The following is a 21,356-nucleotide window of genomic DNA, read 5'->3' as shown; positions in this document are numbered from 1 at the left end:
CCATTACATATCAATAGTTAAAACATAGTCCAAACCATGTCATTGTAAACAGAATAATCACAGATCAAAGAGTGCAATCATACACGTTCTGACCTGCAACAAAAGTTTTTTCAACAGAACACGGCAGTTCCACACCCGAGAACAAGGTGTTCTTACCCCGGGAACGCATTTCACTGGCATTGACCTTCCAGCGCTTGTCAGGATCAACAATCACAAAATCAGCAACAGCACCGGCCTGTAACCCATATTCGGTTAATCCAGCGATCGCTGCAGGTTTCGTCGTCAGCAAAGGGAGTACCGTATCCAGATCCAATCCAGTGGTTTCAACTAACCGGAACAGAAGAGGAAGCAACAGTTCTATGGAACTCACCCCAGGTTCGGTCTCGCCGAATGGCGCCTGTTTGGCCGCCTGCTCATGGGGAGCATGTTGCGACACAATTGCATCCAGGGTACCGTCCGATACAGCCTGTATAAGTGCCTCCCGATCAGATTCACAGCGTAATGGTGGCAGCACGTGGTAACGGCCATCAAACGGTTCAACATCGTTTTCCGTCAACAAAAGGTGATGCATCGTGACATCCGCCGTAACCGCAACACCATTCGCCTTGGCCTGCCGGATCATTGCAACCGACTCAGCACAGGACAGTTGACTAAGATGCAGACGGACACGGGTTTCTTTCGCCAGCAGCAAAGACTGGGATACCATTAACGTTTCAGCGAGATGCGGAATACCAACCAATCCCAACCGTGCCGACAGGACTCCCTCATTTACACAGCCGTCTTGGGCCAATGTGGTTTCCTGAGGCTCCATAAACACGGTCAAATCATGTGTCCGGGCGTACTGGAAACAGCGTCTCAAAACTTGAGGTTCAATGGCGCAATCCCGACTGTGACTCACCGCGATACAACCCGCAGATCGTAAGGCGTAATAAGCACTGAGCTGTTTACCTTCACCACGACTGGTCATTGCCCCCACTGGCAAAACCCGTGCGTATCCAGCTTTACGGGCCTGTTCGCCAATCAAGTGGCTGATCGCCTCCGAGTCATTGACCGGATTGCTCAATGGTGAACAACATACGGTTGTCACCCCACCTTTCACAGCGGCATAGGTTTCCGATTCAATTGACCCTTTTTGCTTGAGACCCGGCTCGCGCAACGAAACACTCAAATCTACAATGCCGGGCATAATCCACTTACCACGGGCATCCACCAATACCGCTTCCGCAAAACCATCGCACGAATCCCCTACCGCAACGATTTTTCCGGCATCAACATACAGATTGGTCTGGCGCTGCCCGGCAACCGGACAACGCAATACACCATTTTCTATTCGATACTTTGTCATGATCCCTTAACTCCGATTCTGAGCGCTTGCAATCTGACCACTCATCGCCATCGACATCACAGCCATTCGAATTGCAATACCATTGGTGACCTGATTCAGAATCACAGATTGGGGTCCGTCCGCAACTTCGGACGCAATTTCCACCCCTCGATTGATCGGGCCGGGGTGCATCACGATGGCATCAGGCTTCGCATAGGCCAATTTTTGATCATCGAGACCATACAGTTTGAAGTACTCGCTCTCACTGGGCAGAAGCGCCCCTTCCATACGCTCTTTTTGCAGGCGTAGCATTATGACAACATCAGCATCACGTAAGCCTGCCTGCATGTTATGAAAGACACTTACACCCAAAGCCTCCGGCTCAAAAGGTAATAAAGTCTGCGGTGCGATAACCCGCACCTCTGCAGCCCCCAAAGTGAGCAGAGCTCTAATTTGAGACCGCGCTACCCGGGAATGGAGAATGTCCCCCACAATTGCAACAACCATCCCCTCTACACGGCCTTTATGTTGACGGATTGTCAACATATCCAACATCGCCTGAGTCGGATGCGCATGACGACCATCGCCGGCATTGATAATCGCCACTCCGGGACACACAGATTTGGCAATGAAATGAGGCGCTCCACTTTGGGCATGACGCACAACAAACATATCACTCGCCATGGCCTCAAGGTTTTGCAACATATCGGAAAGAGACTCGCCCTTGGAGGTAGCCGAGGTACTGATATTCAAGTTAAGTACATCAGCAGAGAGACGCTGCGCTGCGAGTTCAAAGGTGGTACGGGTACGGGTACTGGGCTCAAAAAAAAGGTTAATTACCGTTTTACCCCGCAATAACGGCACCTTTTTTATCGATCGGGCACCCACTTCAATAAAGGAGTCAGCAGTGTCCAGAATTTCTTCCAGAAGTGCCTTTGATAAACCTTCAACGGTCAGAAAATGCCTGAGCTGGCCATTTTGGTTGAGCTGAATTTCATCAGCATGCAACGGATACGACATGATAATCCCTTGAAATGATTTATCAGGAACAAAATTTAAAGCTCACCCGAATAGCCCTGACAGCACACTCGGCTTGCTGCGAGCACATTGTATGCAGTTTCTGGAATACAGCAATACCTACTTTATTACGGTGCAGCCTTCAACTGCACTTTCAACCCGTCCGGCCCGGTCAATTTGACTTGTTGATTTTTCTCCAACGTCATCACCTCACCCACCAAGTCTGGCTGAATCGGCAGCTCCCGACGTCCCAGATCAATCAACGCCATAAGCGTGATACTCGCGGGACGACCGTAATCAAAAATCTCGTTCATCGCTGCCCGAATCGTACGTCCGCTCATGATTACATCGTCAATTAGCACAATATGACGGTCTTCAGTTTCAAAAGGCAAACTGCTGGGTTTGACCGTAGGGTTCAACCCGATCCGGGTAAAATCATCCCGGTAGAACGAAATATCCAGCTCTCCCATCGGCGAGGGCAAAGCCAGCTTCTTATGAATATAGTCGGCCAGCCATACACCACCGGTTCGGATACCAATCAATCCAACCTGTTTGATATCGACACCAGCCGATTCAATCCTGACGACCAAATCATCACACAAGCGGTCCAATATGGCTTCCACATTGATTAAAGATGTCATACTGTTATTTTCCCTGTTGCCAATCAATTGTCGACGTTGTCCCGGAACCATCCTTCCAACAACAGCATCGCTGCCAAACCATCCACCGAATTTTCACCAAAATTCCGGTTACCCCCGCGTTCGATGACCATACCTTTGGCTTCAAAGCTGGTCAGTCGTTCATCGGAGAAAATCAATTTTTTATGGAAACGCCCGTGTAAACGGTTGCCAAATTTACGAGCCCGAAGACTCATTTCACTCTCCGAACCATCCATATTCAAGGGAATCCCCACTAAGACGGCGTCCGGTTTCCATTCTTCCAGTAAACGACCAATCTGCTCCCAATCCGGTATGCCATCACGGGCGGACAGTGGCGATAAGGGCGTGGCGGTTCCGGTAATGGACTGGCCTACAGCAACACCAATGCGTTTAGTGCCAAAGTCGAAAGCCATGATCGTGGCCAATGCTTGTGAAGCCTGCTTCTCAGTCGACATTTTCAGGCATGCCCCGTGAACTGGCTTAAATTGGATAAATCAATGCCCACTTTGGCGACGGCAGCATCAAACCGTTCGGAAAAAGGCATGTGAAACAGGATGTTTTCGTCTGCAGGGCAAGTTAACCAGCAATTGGCCATAATCTCTTGCTCCAACTGGCCAGCCCCCCACCCGGAGTAGCCGAGGGCAATCAGGCAATCTTCCGGACCTTCATCCCTGGCATAGGCCCGGAGAATATCCTTGGAGGTTGTCAGGCAAACCTCATCCTGAATCGGCATCGTTGCCTGCCAGTCACCTGCCGGCTTATGGAGCACAAAGCCACGATCCACCTGTACCGGCCCGCCTGCAAATACCACATCATCACGATGATCACCGGTCATCTCAAGCTGGTCAAAGATCTCGGCTAACGTGATGTCCAATGGCCTATTGATCACCACCCCCAACGCGCCGTGCTCATTATGATCGCAGATATACGTCACGGTACCCGAAAAATTAGGATCCTGCATATGCGGCATTGCAATCAAAAAATGGTGCTGTAACGATGTTGCTTCATTGCTCATAATGAATTCCGGGTAACCAGGAGAATGTCATTAACAGAATACATCCAGTTGGGGTGACTTTCCATGTTGCCTGGCCATCTCATAGCGACTGAGCGGCCCACATAACTGAATCAATAGCTGGACAGGCCTTTTTTCTGGAAAGACCAGGTTCGAATAATTTCCAGGACATCACGTTCATTACGAACATCCTCAGGGAACGGCGCAAAGGGCGCAGCCAGCCTGACGATCCGGATCGCGGCATCATCAAGAATCCGATGCCCTGACGATTGCAGTATCTTTATATCCTTTACCGTACCGTCCGCATACAACGCCACCATCAAACGCAAACTACCATAGATATTACGCCTTCTGGACTCTTCGGGATAATTCAGGTTCCCGATTTTTTCCACTTTTTCCAACCAGGCTTTCATGTAGTATGCGTCACTTGTCCGCATCGTGGAGGCAGCAGTTAAACGCTCCACGCGAGGCCGTTTGGCATAAGCCCGCTGCTGTTTCTCCAGTTTGGCTTCCAAGGTTGCGATTTCAAGGCTACGTTGTAGCAGTGTACGCTTCCGCTTCGGTTGTTCTGTCTTGGGGGTTTCGTCAAAAACTGCCGGGCTTGCGTTTTTCGACGGGGCCGTTGTGGTAATCACCGTCCGACCTTTCACCTGCTCAGTGGGTGTGGCACTGAGGGGCTCGGGTTGTCCGGTCTCACGAATACGGTCATCAGGTACAATACCGTGCTCAGAAGTGCTGAGCTGGGCTTTCTCCTGAGCTTCGCCACTGCCTAACTGATTTGTTTGTGCCAGAAAGTCAGCCTTTTCGACTTCGTCCAGGTCATCATATTGAGCAAGTGTGATTTCCATCGTTCTCGATGGTGGTGGCGGGTCTTCCCGCTCAATGCCCGTAAGAACAATGCCAACATGCAATATTAAAGCTACAAACAAGGCAAAACTGATTCGGTCATTTGCCCCAGCCAGCGCTATACTCGCTTTATTCATATACTATCTCAGCAAAACCTCAGCGCTCTGGTAATCTTTCGACCGGGAAATGGCCACGACAAAATCATTTTAATTAAAATTAGCTCAGTGTCGGCGATCTTCAACTGCAGGCATAACGGAAATCAAGACTACTGCACAGTTTGGCCCAGCGCGTATACCCAGCATGCACGTTCAACACTTAAACTATGCCGGTAACTCACTTTGCTTTGCCGCAATCACATCCATCAATTGCCCGGCTATGTCCAGTTCGAATTGCTTATCCAGCTCACGAATACAGGTTGGACTGGTTACATTGATTTCAGTCAGGTAGTCACCAATCACATCAATACCAACAAACAGCAAGCCTTTCTCTTTCAACGTGGGGCCAACCTGCGCGCAGATCCAGCGATCCCGGTCGGAAAGCGGTTGACCCACGCCTGTGCCACCTGCAGCGAGGTTACCCCGGTTTTCGCCTTGCATGGGGATCCGGGCGAGGGCATAGGGAACCGGTTCGCCATCGATCAGCAAAATACGCTTATCCCCGGCACTGATTTCAGGAATAAATTTCTGGGCCATAATCTTCTTTTGGCCATGTCCGGTCAAAAGTTCAATAATAACGCCCAAGTTCGCATCATTTGCTTTTACCCGGAAAATGGAATTTCCACCCATGGAATCCAATGGTTTCAAAATAATATCCTGATGCTCAGCGTAAAATGTCCGGATACGCTCAGCACTTGCAGAAACCAGGAGAGGCGGGCAACATTGAGGAAACTGGGTTGCAAACAGTTTTTCGTTGAAATCTCGCAGGCTTTGCGGCTTATTGACAACCAGCACACCCAATTTCTCAGCCTGTTCCAAAATATGGGTCGCGAACACAAACTCGCCGTCAACCGGAGGATCTTTACGCATCAAAATACAATCCAGGAACGCTAACGGTTGATCTTCCTGATCCCCCAGACTGAACCAGTCCTGCAACTGATCCCGAACCGACAAAGGCGCTATTGCTGCTTTAGGCTCCCCCTGATCGAGATAGAGATCCTGTTGTTCCATATAATACAGCTGCCACCCTCTCGCCTGAGCAGCGAGCAGCATCGCAAACGAGCTGTCTTTTTTTACATTGATTTCCCGTATGGGATCCATCACTATACCAATGCGCATGCGACCACCTCCACCATTGGATCGTCTCTATCACACGACCGCCCACACCCTGCGATCGCATTCTCACAATATTACCCTCTAAATATAACCTCGAGCCTGAAAAACAGATTAACACTGCAATCCCGTCTCCAACTCGGACTCCCCAAACAATAACGACAAATCTGTTTTTTTAAAGGGGTTATACGTAAAAATTCTTTGCATACCGGAAAAAAGTCCGCTTTTCAATTTCCTGCTTTGTTATTCAAAATTTGTACTATGCTTACTGCAAAGGCTGCATTTCCCTACGGAAACGTGAAATTGTTTTGAATTCCAGCCTATTACATACGTGACAATTTACATACAAACTGTATCTTTTTATATGTAACCAATTAAACTATAAATAATAATTGGTTATAGAATGCATCGTAAAACTGTGTTAAAAACACACGTTAACATATTGGCAGAGCCTTATTTTATGGCTAACCCGGCACATAGAATAAAGACAATTGTTCGACATAGCTCAGGGCAGTTAAACAATGGAAGAAAATTTTGAAAATCTGAAGATCATGGTGATCGACGACAGTAAGACAATTCGTCGTACTGCTGAAACGCTGTTAAAGAAAGTCGGCTGTACTGTGATCACCGCGACTGACGGTTTTGACGCGCTGGCAAAAATAGCGGATTCCCATCCTGATATTATTTTTGTCGACATCATGATGCCTAGATTGGACGGATACCAAACCTGCGCTCTGATAAAAAACAACAGTGCTTTCAAATCTACACCCGTCATTATGCTGTCAAGTAAAGATGGTTTGTTTGACAAGGCAAAGGGACGCATTGTTGGGTCAGATCAATACCTGACAAAACCTTTTAGCAAAGATGAGCTACTCGGCACCATACGTGCCCACGTGCCAGCGACGTCGGGTAACAGCTGAGTACAAAACAGATCGAAACAACACTAGATTGTGATACCTGGCTTAGGGTTTTTTCAACACCCGGCAATTTTCAGATAATTCTTTGGATAGATAAATAAATTGAACATGACACAAGTTAATTCTAAATCGGGGGACCTATGGCTCGTATTTTGATCGTCGATGACTCACCCACCGAGGTCAGAAAGATCTCTAGTATCCTGGAAAAACACAAACACGAAATTCTGCAAGCTGACAATGGTGCCGATGGTGTAGCGAAAGCCAGAGCAGAACAGCCGGACTTAGTCCTTATGGATGTTGTCATGCCAGGGCTTAATGGTTTCCAGGCAACTCGACAACTCACCCGTTCTCCGGAAACGGCCAATATTCCGGTTATTATTGTCACCACAAAAGATCAGGAGACTGATCGGGTATGGGGTACCCGACAGGGCGCAAAGGGTTATCTGGTTAAACCCGTGAATGAAGATGACCTGATCAAAACCATCAACGAATTGCTCGGTTAAACCAACCGGGTAAGCGGTAAGGATCACCATGTCTGCAATGGCAACACCGTTTTCCTATCTAGCCGACATTGCGCGCCGCAGCAAAGCTCTCGCCAAAGGCTTGCCCGCCCAGGAAGAAGCGATCGAACTCTGGAGTGGTATCGGGTTCACGCTTGCTGGCGCCAAATACGTGGCTCCGATGGGAGAAGTCACAGAAATTCTACATATTCCGCGATTCACCCAGATTCCGGGCGTAAAGCCATGGATGTATGGTGTTGCAAATGTACGCGGCCGTTTACTACCGATTATGGATCTGGGCCTGTTTTTCGGCCTGCCGCAACAATCTGTCTCGAACCGGGAAAAAAGGGTTCTGGTTGTTGAAAACGGTGATATTTTCAGTGGTCTGGCCGTGGACAATGTCCAGGGAATGCAGTACTTCGCGGTGGACAGTTACCACCCGGTAACGCGGAATGTTCCGGAGTCGATGCACATGTTTGTCAAAGGCTTCTACACTAAGAATGAAGAAGAATGGAAAATCTTCAGTGCAGTCGCGCTGACAGAAGACCCTCGGTTTCTGGATGTCTCTCAATGGTGAACTATTACTGTTGGCAGCCATCGGCGTGACCACATGCAACGGGGTAGCAAAACAGTCTTCTGAAGCACGAATGCCTTAAGAGTGCGCAATGTTTCTTAAGAAAAAATGACGATCACGTCAAAGACCCGCTAAACAAGAACGAACGAGAATCAAGAGGCCGGGAGCCGGGAAATGAAAAGCAAATCTGGAAAATTTGATGCAGGTCAGAGCAGCAGTACACTTACCATTGGCTTAGGTGTTATGCTCGTTGTCCTGTTGATCGCCTTATTGGGGGCATTCTTTATCATCAACCGAGACAGTAATTTTGATAAAGAATACATCAGCCATGCCAGTGAACTGCGGGTTCTCTCGCAGGAAATAGCGAAAAACGCGACTGAAGCGGCATCCGGTAAACAGGAAGCTTTCGACCAGTTAAAACGCTCCCGGGATGATTTCAACCGGTTGTGGGGACTCATCATCAACGGTGATCCGTCCACCGGGCTCCCTGCCAACGTGGAAGCCCAGAATACCGGCGTACAGAAACTCTGGGATGACGTGAAAAGTAACGCAGACCAGATACTCTCCACACAAGACACCGTACTCTCACTCCATCAGGTTGCTGAAACACTGAACGAAACCATTCCCCTGATGCAAATCGAGTACGAGGAAGTGATCGATATCCTGATTGAAAATGGCGCCCCGGCCGAGCAGATATCCGTTGCTGAACGTCAACAATTACGCGCAGAACGTATCGTCCGTACCGTCAATGACGTTCTCTCTGGTGATGAAAACGCTGTGCTTGCCGCAGACCGCTTTGGTCGGGATGCAAAACTGTTTGGCCGGGTGTTGGCCGGAATGGTTGAAGGTAATGATGTCATGGGCATCAGCATGGTTGAAGACCCCGATGCTGTAGACGGCCTGGAAGCCATTGCCGAAGATTTTGAATACGTCAACGAAAACGTAGATGCCATACTTGAATCATCCCCTGAACTGTTCAAAGTTCGAAACGCTGCAGATGCGATTTTCGTAAGCTCCCAAGCCTTGCTGGGCGAGACATCGCGACTGGCTGAGCTTTTCCAAAGCCTTGCAGAATCCCGGTTCATCAGTCCCAAATTAACCTACGCAATCTTCATCGCCATGATGGCCGTCATCTTCGGTATCGGTATTGTACTGATCCGGGAAGGCCAGGAACGTCTGCGTACCACCACAGAGCAGAATGAACAAAACCAGAACGCGATCCTGCGACTCCTTGACGAACTGGCCGATCTCGCAGACGGTGACTTGACTACAGAAGCAACCGTAACCGAAGACTTCACCGGCGCAATCGCAGACTCGATCAACTTCGCGATCGACCAGATGCGCGGCTTGGTAAAAGCGATTCGGGACACCGCAGTACAGGTTGCTGCGGCGGCGCAGGAAACACAGGCGACAGCCATGCACCTCGCCGATGCTTCCGAGCACCAGGCACAGGAAATTGCCGGCGCATCCGCAGCGGTAAACGAAATGGCCGTCTCCATCGACCAGGTATCATCTAACGCCGCGGAATCTTCAGCGGTTGCGGAGCGATCGGTTGCGATCGCGAAGAAAGGCGCTGAAGTGGTACAAAATACAATTCGCGGAATGGACACGATTCGGGAACAGATTCAAGAAACGGCGAAACGGATCAAGCGTCTCGGTGAATCATCACAGGAAATCGGCGATATCGTATCCTTAATCAATGATATCGCAGACCAAACCAACATCCTTTCACTTAACGCGGCGATACAGGCATCCATGGCCGGAGATGCCGGACGAGGCTTTGCGGTTGTTGCGGATGAGGTACAGCGACTTGCAGAACGCTCCTCAGCTGCGACAAAACAGATTGAAGCGCTGGTTAAAACGATCCAGAGTGATACCAACGAAGCGGTTATTTCCATGGAACATACCACTGCAGAAGTGGTACGTGGAGCAAGACTGGCACAGGATGCGGGTGTTGCCCTGGAAGAAATCGAAAACGTATCGATGAACCTTGCAGACCTGATTCAAAACATCTCCAATGCGGCTCGTCAGCAGTCATCTTCGGCTGGCCACATATCCAATACGATGAACGTTATCCAGGAGATTACATCACAGACCTCCGCAGGGACAAATGCCACAGCGAAATCGATCGGAAACCTTGCCGATATGGCAAACCAACTTCGAAACTCGGTAGCAGGTTTCAAACTGCCTGAAGAGGAAGAGTCCGAAAGCTTATAAGGAAGCAAGATGATCGGGTTAACGTCAGATTGACGCAATGCTGGTAACTGCAAACAAGTCGTGGCTGAATGAGCAAATGATGGCTGAAGAAAAAGACAATTCAAAGCAAAACGTCTGGTCTCTTCAGCGCCTTCCTGAACTGACCACCGCTCAGTTTCTCAAATGGCAACGACTGCTGGAAGAACGAATCGGTATCAGCATTACTCCGCAACGCCAGTCCTTTTTGCAGACTAATCTGGGTGCCCGAATGCGCGAAATCGGTTGCCAAAGCTATGAAGAGTATTACCAACGGGTTAATAGCGGGACCGAAGGCATTATCGAATGGTCCGTTTTAGTCGATCGTCTAACGGTTCAGGAAACCCGATTTTACCGAGACCTCGACTCGCTGGATCTGGTCAAGGATTACATTTTGACCCGGCCAGTTGATGAACTGAAAGCATCCCCCCCCGAACTCTGGAGCGTGGGTTGCTCAACCGGAGAGGAGCCATACTCCCTCGCCATGTTGATGTTTGAATGTATGGATCTGCTGAAACTACAGGTCTATTTCGGTATTACCGGTAGTGACATCAGCAAACCGGCTTTGGAAAAAGCTAAGAAAGGCCTTTATCCGGCACGCAAGCTCGTCACGCTATCTGAAGAGTTAAGGGATAAATACTTCACAAAACAAGAACCTGGCGATCAGTTTGCCATCGCAAAGAGCATTAAAGATCGCGTATGCTTTGCACGCATCAACATCACGGAGTTAGGCAATGCACCAATGCATGGTATGACCATTATCTATTGCCAGAATGTCCTGATCTATTTCAGGAAGTGGCGACGAAAAGAGATCCTCAGCCGCCTGGCGGAACGACTACGACCAGGGGGGCTATTGGTGCTAGGGCAGGGAGAAATCACGGAGTGGGAACACCCTGACTTGCTGAGAGTAAAAACAGACAAGGCTCTCGCGTTCATCCGCAAGCCAGACAAGAATTAGTAATACTGGAGAAGTTATGGGGAACGGCCATGACTACATTGCCCTTGATTGGGTAAAAGGCGAAATTGATGAGACACTGAATCAGGCCCGACAGGCACTGGAAGCCTTTGCGGAGAATCCTGATGACTCGGCACAGATGCGTTTTTGCCTTAATTACATTCACCAGGTGCATGGTACGTTGCAAATGGTGGAGTTTTATGGCGCCGCATTACTTGCGGAAGAAATGGAGAAACTCGCTCAAGCATTGCTGAAACACGAGACCAGCAATGACCGGGAAGGCATAGAGATGCTCATGCAGGCGATTCTCCAGTTACCCGGCTATCTCGAGCATTTGCATACCGGGCGCAAGGATCTCCCCATCGTTCTATTGCCGATACTCAACGACCTGCGCGCCAGCCGGGGTGAAGCGCTCCTGTCCGATACCTCACTGTTTACGCCAAACCTTCTCCCGGTCAAGGTGAAGGCATCCCCTGCCGCATTGCATCGGTTTCATGACGACAAAATGCTGGGACACCTTAAAAAACTTCGGCAAATGTACCAGTTTGCAGTGTCTGGCGTGATTCGCAATCAGGATGTAGAAAACAATCTTGGTTACATGCTCAAGGTCAGTACACGACTGATCAAACTTTGCCAACATACCGCTCATGCAGAGTTCTGGAAGACAGTCAGCGCATTAACGGAGTCCCTGCAAGTCAAAGCCATCGAGAACTCCTCCGCGATCAAGCATATGCTGCGTGATATTGACCATCAGGTCAAAATCATGGTGGACGAGCATACGACAATTCTGGGCGAGCCGGTTCCGGAAGAATTACTCAAGCATATTCTCTACTACCTGGCCAAATCGGAAAGCGGCACCCCGCATTCCATGGATATTCGGGACCGCTTTAAGCTCGATCACGCGATTCCGACAGAAGAAGAGGTGGAAAAAGAGCGGCAGCAAATGAGTCGTCCCGGTAAGGATGCCATTGCCTCAGTGGTCAGTGCCCTGAATGAAGAGCTTGCACGGATCAAAGATCAACTTGATTTGTTTGTACGGGGCGAATTCCGCAACATTCAGGATCTTGAGGAGTTAATCCCCGGATTCCGCCAAATCAGTAATACCATGGCCGTTTTGGGTCTCGGCATCCCCCGTAAAGTTATCGATGATCAGGTCAGTATCATCGAGAATCTCGTTGCCGGTAGTGAAACACCGGACGACAACGTTATTATGGATATAGCCGGTGCCTTGCTGTATGTAGAGGCGACCCTCTCGGGCATGACTGAGGAGCACCAGTACAAAGGCCAGGAAGCGGACACAGAAGAGGATGCAAGCCCCTCGAAGGTTCATCCCGAACAGGTTGGGCAAGCCAACGATGCGGTGCTCAGAGAAACACGTAACAGTCTGGAACAAGCTAAATCCGGGATTATCAGCTTTATCGCCTCGCAGTGGGACAAATCGGAGATCGAAGGCGTTCCCGAATTACTGAATTCAGTACGTGGCGGTCTGCTGATTATTCCTCTGGAACGTGCAGCACTGCTACTGGACAGTTGTAACCAGTTTATACAGAAACGATTAATCGAATCAGAGCGCACACCGGACTGGCAACAACTCGATACCCTCGCCGATGCAATTACCAGCATCGAATATTACCTGGAGCGCTTGACTGAAGGCAGCCGCGACAATGACCTGATACTTCAGGTTGCGGAAGAAAGTGTTGCCTCTCTCGGGTTCCCGGCCGGCGCCAAGCCGACTTATGAGGAGCTTGGGCCACAGGAGGAAGCAGAAACAATTATCGTACCTGAAGCACCGATCAACTCTGCAGATAAAGCTACCGACGAAGATCTTATTGATGATGAAATCATTGAAATCTTTGTGGAGGAAGCGGCAGAAGTCCAGGATACGATTAATGACTTCTATCCCAAGTATCGGAATGATGCCAATGACAGCTACGCCCTGACTGAACTCCGACGGGCATTCCATACGCTGAAAGGCAGTGGTCGTCTGGTCGGCGCAACGGCTATTGGTGAACTGGCATGGTCAGTTGAAAACATGCTGAACAGAGTCATCGACAACAGCATCGACCCGACTGATGCAATGTTTGGACTGCTGAATGAAGTCATCGCCATCATACCAGGCCTGATTGATTCATTTAAGAATCAGACGCCCGCAGAGGATGTGAGTGACTACATTGCTCGCGCAGACATTATTTCCGCGAGCAAAAAAGAGAAACTTGAAGTCGATACTGATGAGCAACATGCTGCGACCTATGAAGCAGTTGCCGGTAGTGTGGACGAGCAAGCGCAAGAGACTCCGGAATTAACGGGTGCGGACCTTACAAACGAAAATGAACCTGACTACGAAACAGAACAGGATGGAGAACCCGAAACCGAGCCAGAGCATGAAATCCAAGCGCAGTTAACAACGGACGATTCGGATACGGGCGAAAGCGGGTTTATTTCCGAGCCACCTCAACCGGATATCGTCCCGGAGAAAGAGAATACTGCTGTTATCACAAGTAGTGTCGACGAAGATGAAGAAGACCTTATCGACGATGAAATCATCGAAATCTTTGTTGAAGAAGCCCAAGAGGTCATGGACTCCATCCGGGAATTTCTTCCGAAATACTTGCAACACAGCGACGACACAGAAGCATTGACTGAACTTCGCCGGGCATTCCATACCCTGAAAGGCAGTGGCCGTCTGGTCGGCGCGAAAACTGTCGGTGAGCTGTCCTGGTCTATCGAAAATCTCCTCAACAAGGTCATCGATGGCACTGCAGCCATGAGCCCGCCAGTCGCGGATTTGCTTCGAGATGTAACGGCGATCATTCCCGACCTGGTCACAGATTTTGAACATCAACGTGGGGCATCACATGATATTGCTCCATTGATGGAAACAGCAGAAGCGTTGGCCAAGGGCGAGCCGGTTCCATCAGGTGGATTGGTTGGGGCCAATCAGACCGAGGATGCCGAGGAGTCACTGTTAATTGATCCGGTACTACTGGATATATTCAAAACAGAGACTGAAACTCACCTGCAAACCCTGAATGAATTCGTCAGTGAATTCATGCAACACGGTGAAAACATCCCGTTCACCGATTCTGTATCGCGTGCTTTACATACACTCAAAGGCAGTGCAAATACAGCGAATATAGAACCCATCGCCAAAGTCGCCATCCCGGTCGAAAAGTTCATTAAAGAAGCCCGAGCCTGTAATCTGGATGCAGATGCAGCGGTGATCGAAGTTCTGGATCAAACTGTTGATTTTGTACAACGTGGCGTCGATCAGCTTGAAACTGCGCCCCAGCAGCCTTTGGAGGGAACCGATGAGTTTCTGGAAAAAGTATCCCAGATCCATCAGGACAAGCTGGCAGAACATGTGGAAGAAGATGAGATTGAGACGGGGACTACAGATCCACAACTCATCAATATATTCCTGACCGAAGGCATTGATATCCTGCTGGATGCAGAAGGCATTCTCAATCATTGGAAAGACAACCCCGTACCCGGTGACGAACTGGAAAAACTTGTAGGTGAATTAAGAACACTCGCACAAGGGGCAAAAGTTGCCGGCCTGACCGATATCGCTGAATTGAGCGACGCCCTTGAGCACACTTACGAAGTTGCCCGGGATGAAGCCTTTGCCCCTAACGAGGCATATCTGGAGACGATTAAAGAGGGTCATGAAGTCTTGTTGAACCTCATGGATCAGGTTGCCGCAGGGCTCGCTACTATTCCGAATGAGGATCTGCTTGAGAAACTGAAAGCACTGGTGATATCCACCACTAGCATAAGCATGGGTGAAGCCGCAGACGATGAGCTGCTGGATATGGACGCAGCGCTCGCGACAGACGAAGAACAAGTACCCGAGTTATTGACTCAGGAACCGGAGCTTGAGCTGGGCTCGGAAATCGATGAGGAAGATATTCCACTTCTAAACTTGTCTGAAGATGAAGAGGAAGAACCATTAGCCAACTTCGATGACGAAGAAGCATCACTGGAACAGAATGAAGAGCCGCTCTCGGCAGTTTCTGATGACGATAATATTCCAACGTTGTCCGTTATTGACGAGTTCGAAGAGGAACAGGACGTTCCAGAAGAACTGATGGACTTTTCCATTGACGATACAGCAAGTACTGGTGCGACATTCGGAAACATCGCAGAGCTGGATCCGGAACTGGTGGAAATATTTCTGGAAGAAGCCAACGATATCGTCAATACCACGGCTGAACTTCTGGAACAGCTCAATCAGAATGGTTACGAAAATACCACCCTGCAAGAGCTCCAACGCGCTTTGCACACGCTCAAGGGTGGCGCGCGCCTCGCAGAAATAACACCGATTGGCGATTTGGCACACGAACTCGAATCATTGTTCGAACGATTGGCCGATGGCCGCCTGGAAGCCAACGATAATCTTACCGGCCTGTTATTTAGCTGCCAGGACACATTGGCCGACATGGTCGATGCAATTTCAGCCGCTTCGGCCTGTCAACCCGCCACCGAGTTACTGCAACAGGTGCAGGACTATCTCGCCAATGGCGGTACGAAAGCCGAAGAGACCGGGCTTGATACTACTCTGGCTGAAGACGAGCAACCGTTATTTACACAATCCAGCCAGGATCAGGACTCCGATACCGATACCGATACCGATACCGATACCGATACCGAAAGCGTTGAGACCAGCAATGAAGAAATGGTTGGTCTGGATCCCGAACTGGTCGAAATTTTCCTCGAAGAAGCCGTCGATATTATAAACAATACTGCGGAGTTACTGGAAAACTGGCGCCAGAATCCCGGCGATGTTTCTTTTGTTAAAGAGCTACAACGAGAGTTACACACCCTGAAAGGTGGCGCTCGCATGGCAGAAATTGCCGCGATTGGCGATTTGTCCCATGAAATGGAAAACCTCTTTGAGCGCATTGTTGACGGCCGACTTGAAAGCACTGAGGACAGGATTGATCTGGCATTGGAATGCCATGATGCGCTCTCGGTTATGGTTGACCGTGTCACAGAATCAAGCCGCTGCCAGAGCGCGCCTGAATTGATCACGCGTCTGCAAGAACAAATTGCCGTCACCGGTTCCGCCCCTGACTCACTGGAAGCGATCTATCTGGAAGCAGAAGCAGAAGCAGAAGCAGAAGCAGAAGCAGAAGCAGAAGCAGAAGAGCTTGTTACCGCCTTGGGTGAGAGTCAAGTTGAAGCCATACACTTCAGTGAACTCGACCCGGAAATGGTGGAAATTTTCCTGGAAGAAGCGGAAGAAATTATCGATCAAACCGGGGAACTGATCTATCAATGGAAGGCCGATAATCAAAACACCGCTGCAATTGCAGAACTTCAACGTGCACTGCATACCTTGAAAGGCGGCGCACGCATGGCCGAAATCAATGCCGTTGGTGATCTCGCCCATGAACTGGAAACCCTGTTTGAACGACTGGTTGATGGCCGCCTGCAGACCACAGAAGAGGCCACTGACCTGGCATTGGAATGCCATGACCGACTTGCGAGTATGGTTGATCAAATCCGCGCTCAAGAACCGCTTGGTAGCGCGCCAGACTTGATCAACAGAGTGCGCAGTATCAGTTCGGGAGGCGAAGCAGCAAGCGATTCTACATTTGCCGAAGCGTCAGCCGCTCTCGATATTACCCCGGAAGATACAAACGGGGAAGAAGAGACCATTCTTGCATTCCCGGCACCGTCCACAGAAGCGCCCGATAGCGGCGCAGATCAAGAAGCTCTCGACCCGGAACTGGTCGAAATATTCCTTGAAGAAGCCCAGGATCTGATTGACAGTACTGCAACACTGCTACAGGACTGGACCGAAAACTTTGATGACCGGTCACTGGTTCAGTCACTGCAACGTGACTTGCACACCCTGAAAGGTGGCGCGAGAATGTCCGATATCAATGCGATCGGAGACTTGGCTCACGAGCTCGAAACTTTGTTCGAAGGCATTGTAGAGGGTCATTACCAACCGAAACCCGACATCATCAATCTCATGCTGGAGTGCCATGATGCTCTCGCAGGCATGGTCGATGCCGTTGCCCAAAACAGCAAACCCCGGCCCGCTCAAACACTGATTCAACGAATCGCTGAACTCGAAGGCGATCTGTCCTCGAAAACAATTATCAGTGAAACCACAAGGCTGCAACAGGAAGAAGCAGAACGTTCACTTCAAGAATCTCACGCCGAGACCTTTACAACGGAAACTGAAGGCCAGAACCTGAGCCAGATTTTCCGTGACGAAGCCAGTGACATCCTGGAATCCATTGATGACTCACTGGAGCAATGGAAAGCAGCACCAGAGAGTTTACAGCATGTTATTGACCTGCAACGGGAGCTGCATACCCTGAAGGGTGGTGCTCGCCTGGCGGATGCCGACGAGATTGGAAACCTTGCAGACACACTGGGCAATACGCTGGATCTGGTTCTGGATCAGAGCCTGAAAGTATCCGATAAACTGGTTGACCTCACTTCCCGTTGTGTCAATAAGTTGAAGCAGGATCTCGATACGCTTGAGAAGGGCCAATATCTGACGCCAGATCAGGCCCTGTTGCAAGCTCTGGCACAATACGAAGATGCGGAATCAATCGGCGCGATTGCCGTGTCCTCCGATACAGAAAACCAGGCTGACAATGACGTTGACTCGGAAGTTCTCGAGATCTTCCTGGAGGAAGCCAATGAACTCCTGGAAGCTATGGACAACACCATCGCGGAATGGGTCAAGGATAGCCAGAATCCGAAGTTCAACACCGAGATGCAGCGTATTCTCCATACCTTGAAAGGTGGAGCGCGACTGGCCACTCTCTCCGAGCTCGGGGATGCCAGCCACGATTTTGAGACCATGCTGATCAAAGCAAGCGGCCAGAATCAGGAACTGGAAGGTGAATTAAAAGAGCAATGCCTGTCCCACCTGGATACCATAAACACGCTGGTGGAAGGGGTGCGACAGCGCTACCAGGCACTGACTGATGGGGTGAGTTCACTGCCGGATATCCCAAGCTCAAGTACCCAGGCACCGGAAACTCAGGACAAAGCTGTAGAAACCACAGCCTCTGCAGCGGGAATCGCACCGGCAACAGCAATGTCTACCGGTCAACTCGATCCCCAACTCAAAACCCGAACCACGCAAGGCCCGGCAACCCCGCCGCAAGCCCAGAAACCAAAACAAACCAGCGCCCGCTCAGCGCAACAAGAGAGTGTCCGGGTATCCGCATTACTACTGGAAGATCTGGTTAACCTTGCAGGGGAAACCAGTATTACCCGTGGTCGTCTGGAACAGCAAATCAGCGATTTCAGTCATACCCTGGACGAGATGACCGCGACCATTGAACGTCTGCGGGAACAGCTACGCCGCATGGATATGGAAACCGAGGCCCAGGTTCTATTCCGGGTTGAGCGGGAAGGTGGAGGCCATGGTGGCGGTGAATACACGGATTTCGATCCATTGGAAATGGATCGCTACTCTTCAATCCAGCAGCTCTCCCGGGCACTGACCGAGAGTGCCTCGGATTTGATGGACTTGAAGGAAGATCTGGCTGAAAAAGCACGGGATGCAGAAACCTTGCTGCTGCAACAGTCCCGGGTTAACACCGAGCTGCAGGAAGGCCTGATGAAAACGCGGATGATTCCGTTCTCATCAATGGTACCGCGCTTACGCCGTATCGTTCGCCAGATTAGTGGCGAGCTCAAGAAAAAAGTGGAGTTCGAAGTCCGTAACGCCGAAGGGGAGATGGACCGAACCGTACTGGAGCGTATGATTGCGCCACTTGAGCACATGCTCCGAAACGCCCTAGACCACGGTATCGAAGACGCAGCAAGGCGAAAAGCCAGCGGTAAATCCGACGTCGGTCAGATTGAGTTATCATTAAATCGGGAAGGCGGCGATATTGTTCTGCGCATGGCGGATGACGGCGGTGGTATTCCGGTTGATGTCATTCGCAAAAAAGCCATTTCCCAAGGCCTCCTGGATGAAGACACGCAACTGAGCGATCATGAAATCCTGCAGTTTATCATGCAGGCTGGTTTCAGTACGGCCCAGAAGGTAACCCAGATTTCCGGGCGTGGTGTCGGTATGGATGTCGTCGCCAGTGAGATTAAACAGCTCGGCGGGACCATTACCATTGATTCCACCGTGGGTAAGGGCACCACCTTTATCATTCGTTTACCCTTCACGGTATCTGTGAACCGGGCCTTGATGGTCAATACGGGTGAAGACTTCTATGCCATTCCATTGAACACAATCGAAGGTATTGTACGGGTCAGCTCCTATGAGCTGGAGGAGTACTATAAACCCGATGCACCGATGTATGAATACGCCGGTAAAAACTACAAATTACAGTATCTTGGTACGCTATTGCACAGTGACCACAAACCCAAATTACAAGGACAGCCCTTACCTCTGCCAGTAATTCTGGTCAGAGGTGGTGAGCAATCCATGGCACTTCAAGTCGATAGCTTGATGGGAAGCCGGGAGATTGTCGTAAAAAGCCTCGGCCCACAATTCGGTTCTGTACTAGGCGCATCCGGTGCAACCATTCTGGGTGACGGCAGCGTGGTTGTGATTCTGGATCTGCCTGCGCTGATTCGTGCGGATATCACCGCACAACTGCAGCAAAAAGTTAAAGATACGTACACTGAAGAGCCGGCAGCGCCGCGATCTTACCGACCAACCCAGGTCATGGTGGTGGATGACTCGGTCACGGTGCGTAAGGTCACCACGCGTCTCCTGCAACGGAATGGCATGGAAGTTATTACCGCAAAAGACGGGGTTGATGCGGTATCTATCCTGCAAGAGCATAAACCGGATGTGATGCTGCTGGATATCGAAATGCCCAGAATGGATGGCTTTGAAGTTGCTAGCTTCGTTCGCCATGATGAAAATCTGTCGGATGTACCCATTATCATGATCACATCGCGGACAGGACAGAAACACCGTGAACGAGCCATGTCTATTGGTGTAAATGAGTACCTTGGTAAGCCATTCCAGGAAAAAAGCTTATTAAGCACGATTGAAAAACTGGTTAACAAGTAATGGTTGAGTTTGAGCGTCCCCGTATCGGGATCATCTCGGATAGTCCGTTACAACGACACCTCCTGCAACATTTGCTGGAAGCCTACGGGGTGGAGGTGTTGTTTAATCTCGATCCTGAGCGTTACCAAAAACCGTTGGCACCTATTGCGACTGACTTTGATATTTTGCTCATCGAAGTTGAAAACGAAGACCACTGTGCCGAATTCATAGACGAGGTTCTGGAAAATACAGAAGCGCCGGTTCTATTCGGCCTGGGGAAAGCGCCAGAGCGCCAGAGTAAAGAGTACCCCCGTTGGGAGCGTAGGCTGTATGCAAAGCTGCGTGAGCATCTGGGGGATCTCGAGCATGTATCCGACATTGGTCAAGCACTTGAAGAGCTTGACCAGAAGGATACTGAAAGTTCGCCAGAACGCCTCATTACCTCCGCCAAACGTTCAACCCAAAGCGAAACTGTGGACCGGGTCTGGATACTGGGTGCCTCTTTAGGTGGCCCTGAGGCCGTGAAAGTTTTCCTCGACTTACTGCCGGAACAGCTACCCGTTGCCTTCGTATACGCCCAGCATATTGATTCAAACTTTTCTGAAGTTCTGGCCAAGGTACTGGCGCGACACTCCTGCTTTAAATTAAAGCTGGCAGAAGAAGGAGAGCGCTTGCGCTATGGTGAAATTCTTCTCACGCCAGTCGACCGTGAAATGTACTTTGACGATAATGGCCTGGTTCGTTTCAAAACCACACCCTGGCCCGGACCCTATGGCCCGTCTATCGATCAGGTACTGTTGAATGTTGCCAATTACTATGGTGACAAATGTCATGGGATTTTTTTCAGTGGCATGGGAAATGATGGCGCAATCGCCGCACCATTACTCAGTGCTTACGGCTCGACAATCTGGGTACAGGAATCGAATTCCTGCGCCAATAGTTCTATGCCCGATTCCGTTGCGGCTACGGGCTGTGCAGTCTTTTCTGGTGATCCGGCACAACTGGCCCAGGAACTTATTAAAAAAATTGAGAAAGAAGTTTCTTAAGCAGATGGGGT

At 50.0% G+C, this 21,356-nt stretch carries 14 protein-coding genes; 7 read left to right on the top strand and 7 right to left on the bottom strand.

Annotated features, from left to right (window positions below):
• Positions 1-64: 64 nt before the first annotated feature.
• The 7 genes from OLMES_RS01565 to gshB form a co-directional block, all read right to left on the bottom strand.
• Positions 65-1,345, bottom strand: a complete 1,281-nt coding sequence (locus tag OLMES_RS01565) for a dihydroorotase (protein WP_087459633.1) — start codon at positions 1,343-1,345, stop codon at positions 65-67.
• Between the two features lie 6 nt (positions 1,346-1,351).
• Complete coding sequence (locus tag OLMES_RS01560; RefSeq protein ID WP_087459632.1) at positions 1,352-2,344, bottom strand: aspartate carbamoyltransferase catalytic subunit; 993 nt, start codon at positions 2,342-2,344, stop codon at positions 1,352-1,354.
• A gap of 125 nt (positions 2,345-2,469) precedes the next feature.
• The gene (gene pyrR / locus OLMES_RS01555) at positions 2,470-2,982 is read right to left on the bottom strand and encodes a bifunctional pyr operon transcriptional regulator/uracil phosphoribosyltransferase PyrR (protein ID WP_087459631.1); all 513 of its coding nucleotides are present in this window, start codon (positions 2,980-2,982) and stop codon (positions 2,470-2,472) included.
• Positions 2,983-3,005: 23 nt separating this feature from the next.
• Positions 3,006-3,455 (bottom strand): Holliday junction resolvase RuvX, encoded by a 450-nt coding sequence (ruvX, locus tag OLMES_RS01550; RefSeq protein ID WP_198343179.1) that lies wholly within the window; start codon positions 3,453-3,455, stop codon positions 3,006-3,008.
• A 2-nt stretch (positions 3,456-3,457) separates the two neighbouring features.
• A complete protein-coding gene (locus OLMES_RS01545) occupies positions 3,458-4,015 on the bottom strand; it encodes a YqgE/AlgH family protein (protein ID WP_087459630.1) in 558 nt (185 codons plus the stop codon).
• 110 nt (positions 4,016-4,125) lie between these two features.
• Positions 4,126-4,995, bottom strand: a complete 870-nt coding sequence (locus OLMES_RS01540; protein ID WP_198343178.1) for an energy transducer TonB — start codon at positions 4,993-4,995, stop codon at positions 4,126-4,128.
• Between the two features lie 183 nt (positions 4,996-5,178).
• Positions 5,179-6,132, bottom strand: a complete 954-nt coding sequence (gene gshB, locus OLMES_RS01535) for a glutathione synthase (RefSeq protein ID WP_087459629.1) — start codon at positions 6,130-6,132, stop codon at positions 5,179-5,181.
• Between the two features lie 515 nt (positions 6,133-6,647).
• Between gshB and pilG the strand changes: the two genes are divergently transcribed.
• From pilG to OLMES_RS01500, 7 genes are all read left to right on the top strand, one after another.
• Positions 6,648-7,046, top strand: a complete 399-nt coding sequence (pilG, locus tag OLMES_RS01530; RefSeq protein ID WP_087459628.1) for a twitching motility response regulator PilG — start codon at positions 6,648-6,650, stop codon at positions 7,044-7,046.
• 137 nt (positions 7,047-7,183) lie between these two features.
• A complete protein-coding gene (pilH, locus tag OLMES_RS01525; RefSeq protein ID WP_087459627.1) occupies positions 7,184-7,546 on the top strand; it encodes a twitching motility response regulator PilH in 363 nt (120 codons plus the stop codon).
• Positions 7,547-7,574: 28 nt separating this feature from the next.
• Positions 7,575-8,120 carry a chemotaxis protein CheW gene (locus tag OLMES_RS01520; protein ID WP_087459626.1) on the top strand — a complete coding sequence of 182 codons (546 nt, stop codon included), beginning with the start codon at positions 7,575-7,577 and terminating at the stop codon, positions 8,118-8,120.
• A 171-nt stretch (positions 8,121-8,291) separates the two neighbouring features.
• On the top strand, positions 8,292-10,334 hold the full coding sequence (locus OLMES_RS01515) for a methyl-accepting chemotaxis protein (protein WP_087459625.1): 2,043 nt from the start codon (positions 8,292-8,294) through the stop codon (positions 10,332-10,334).
• Positions 10,335-10,371: 37 nt separating this feature from the next.
• Positions 10,372-11,307: a CheR family methyltransferase gene (locus OLMES_RS01510; protein ID WP_269767739.1), complete on the top strand. Its 936-nt coding sequence runs from the start codon at positions 10,372-10,374 to the stop codon at positions 11,305-11,307.
• 16 nt (positions 11,308-11,323) lie between these two features.
• Positions 11,324-20,320 (top strand): Hpt domain-containing protein, encoded by an 8,997-nt coding sequence (locus OLMES_RS01505; protein ID WP_087459624.1) that lies wholly within the window; start codon positions 11,324-11,326, stop codon positions 20,318-20,320.
• On the top strand, positions 20,320-21,345 hold the full coding sequence (locus tag OLMES_RS01500; RefSeq protein ID WP_087459623.1) for a chemotaxis protein CheB: 1,026 nt from the start codon (positions 20,320-20,322) through the stop codon (positions 21,343-21,345). Before OLMES_RS01505 ends, OLMES_RS01500 begins: the two co-directional genes overlap by 1 nt.
• Positions 21,346-21,356 lie beyond the last annotated feature (11 nt).

Origin of the sequence: Oleiphilus messinensis (assembly GCF_002162375.1) — a bacterium.
GTDB classification, from domain to species: Bacteria; Pseudomonadota; Gammaproteobacteria; order Pseudomonadales; family Oleiphilaceae; genus Oleiphilus; species Oleiphilus messinensis.
This window is presented reverse-complemented; position numbering and strand designations above follow the sequence as displayed.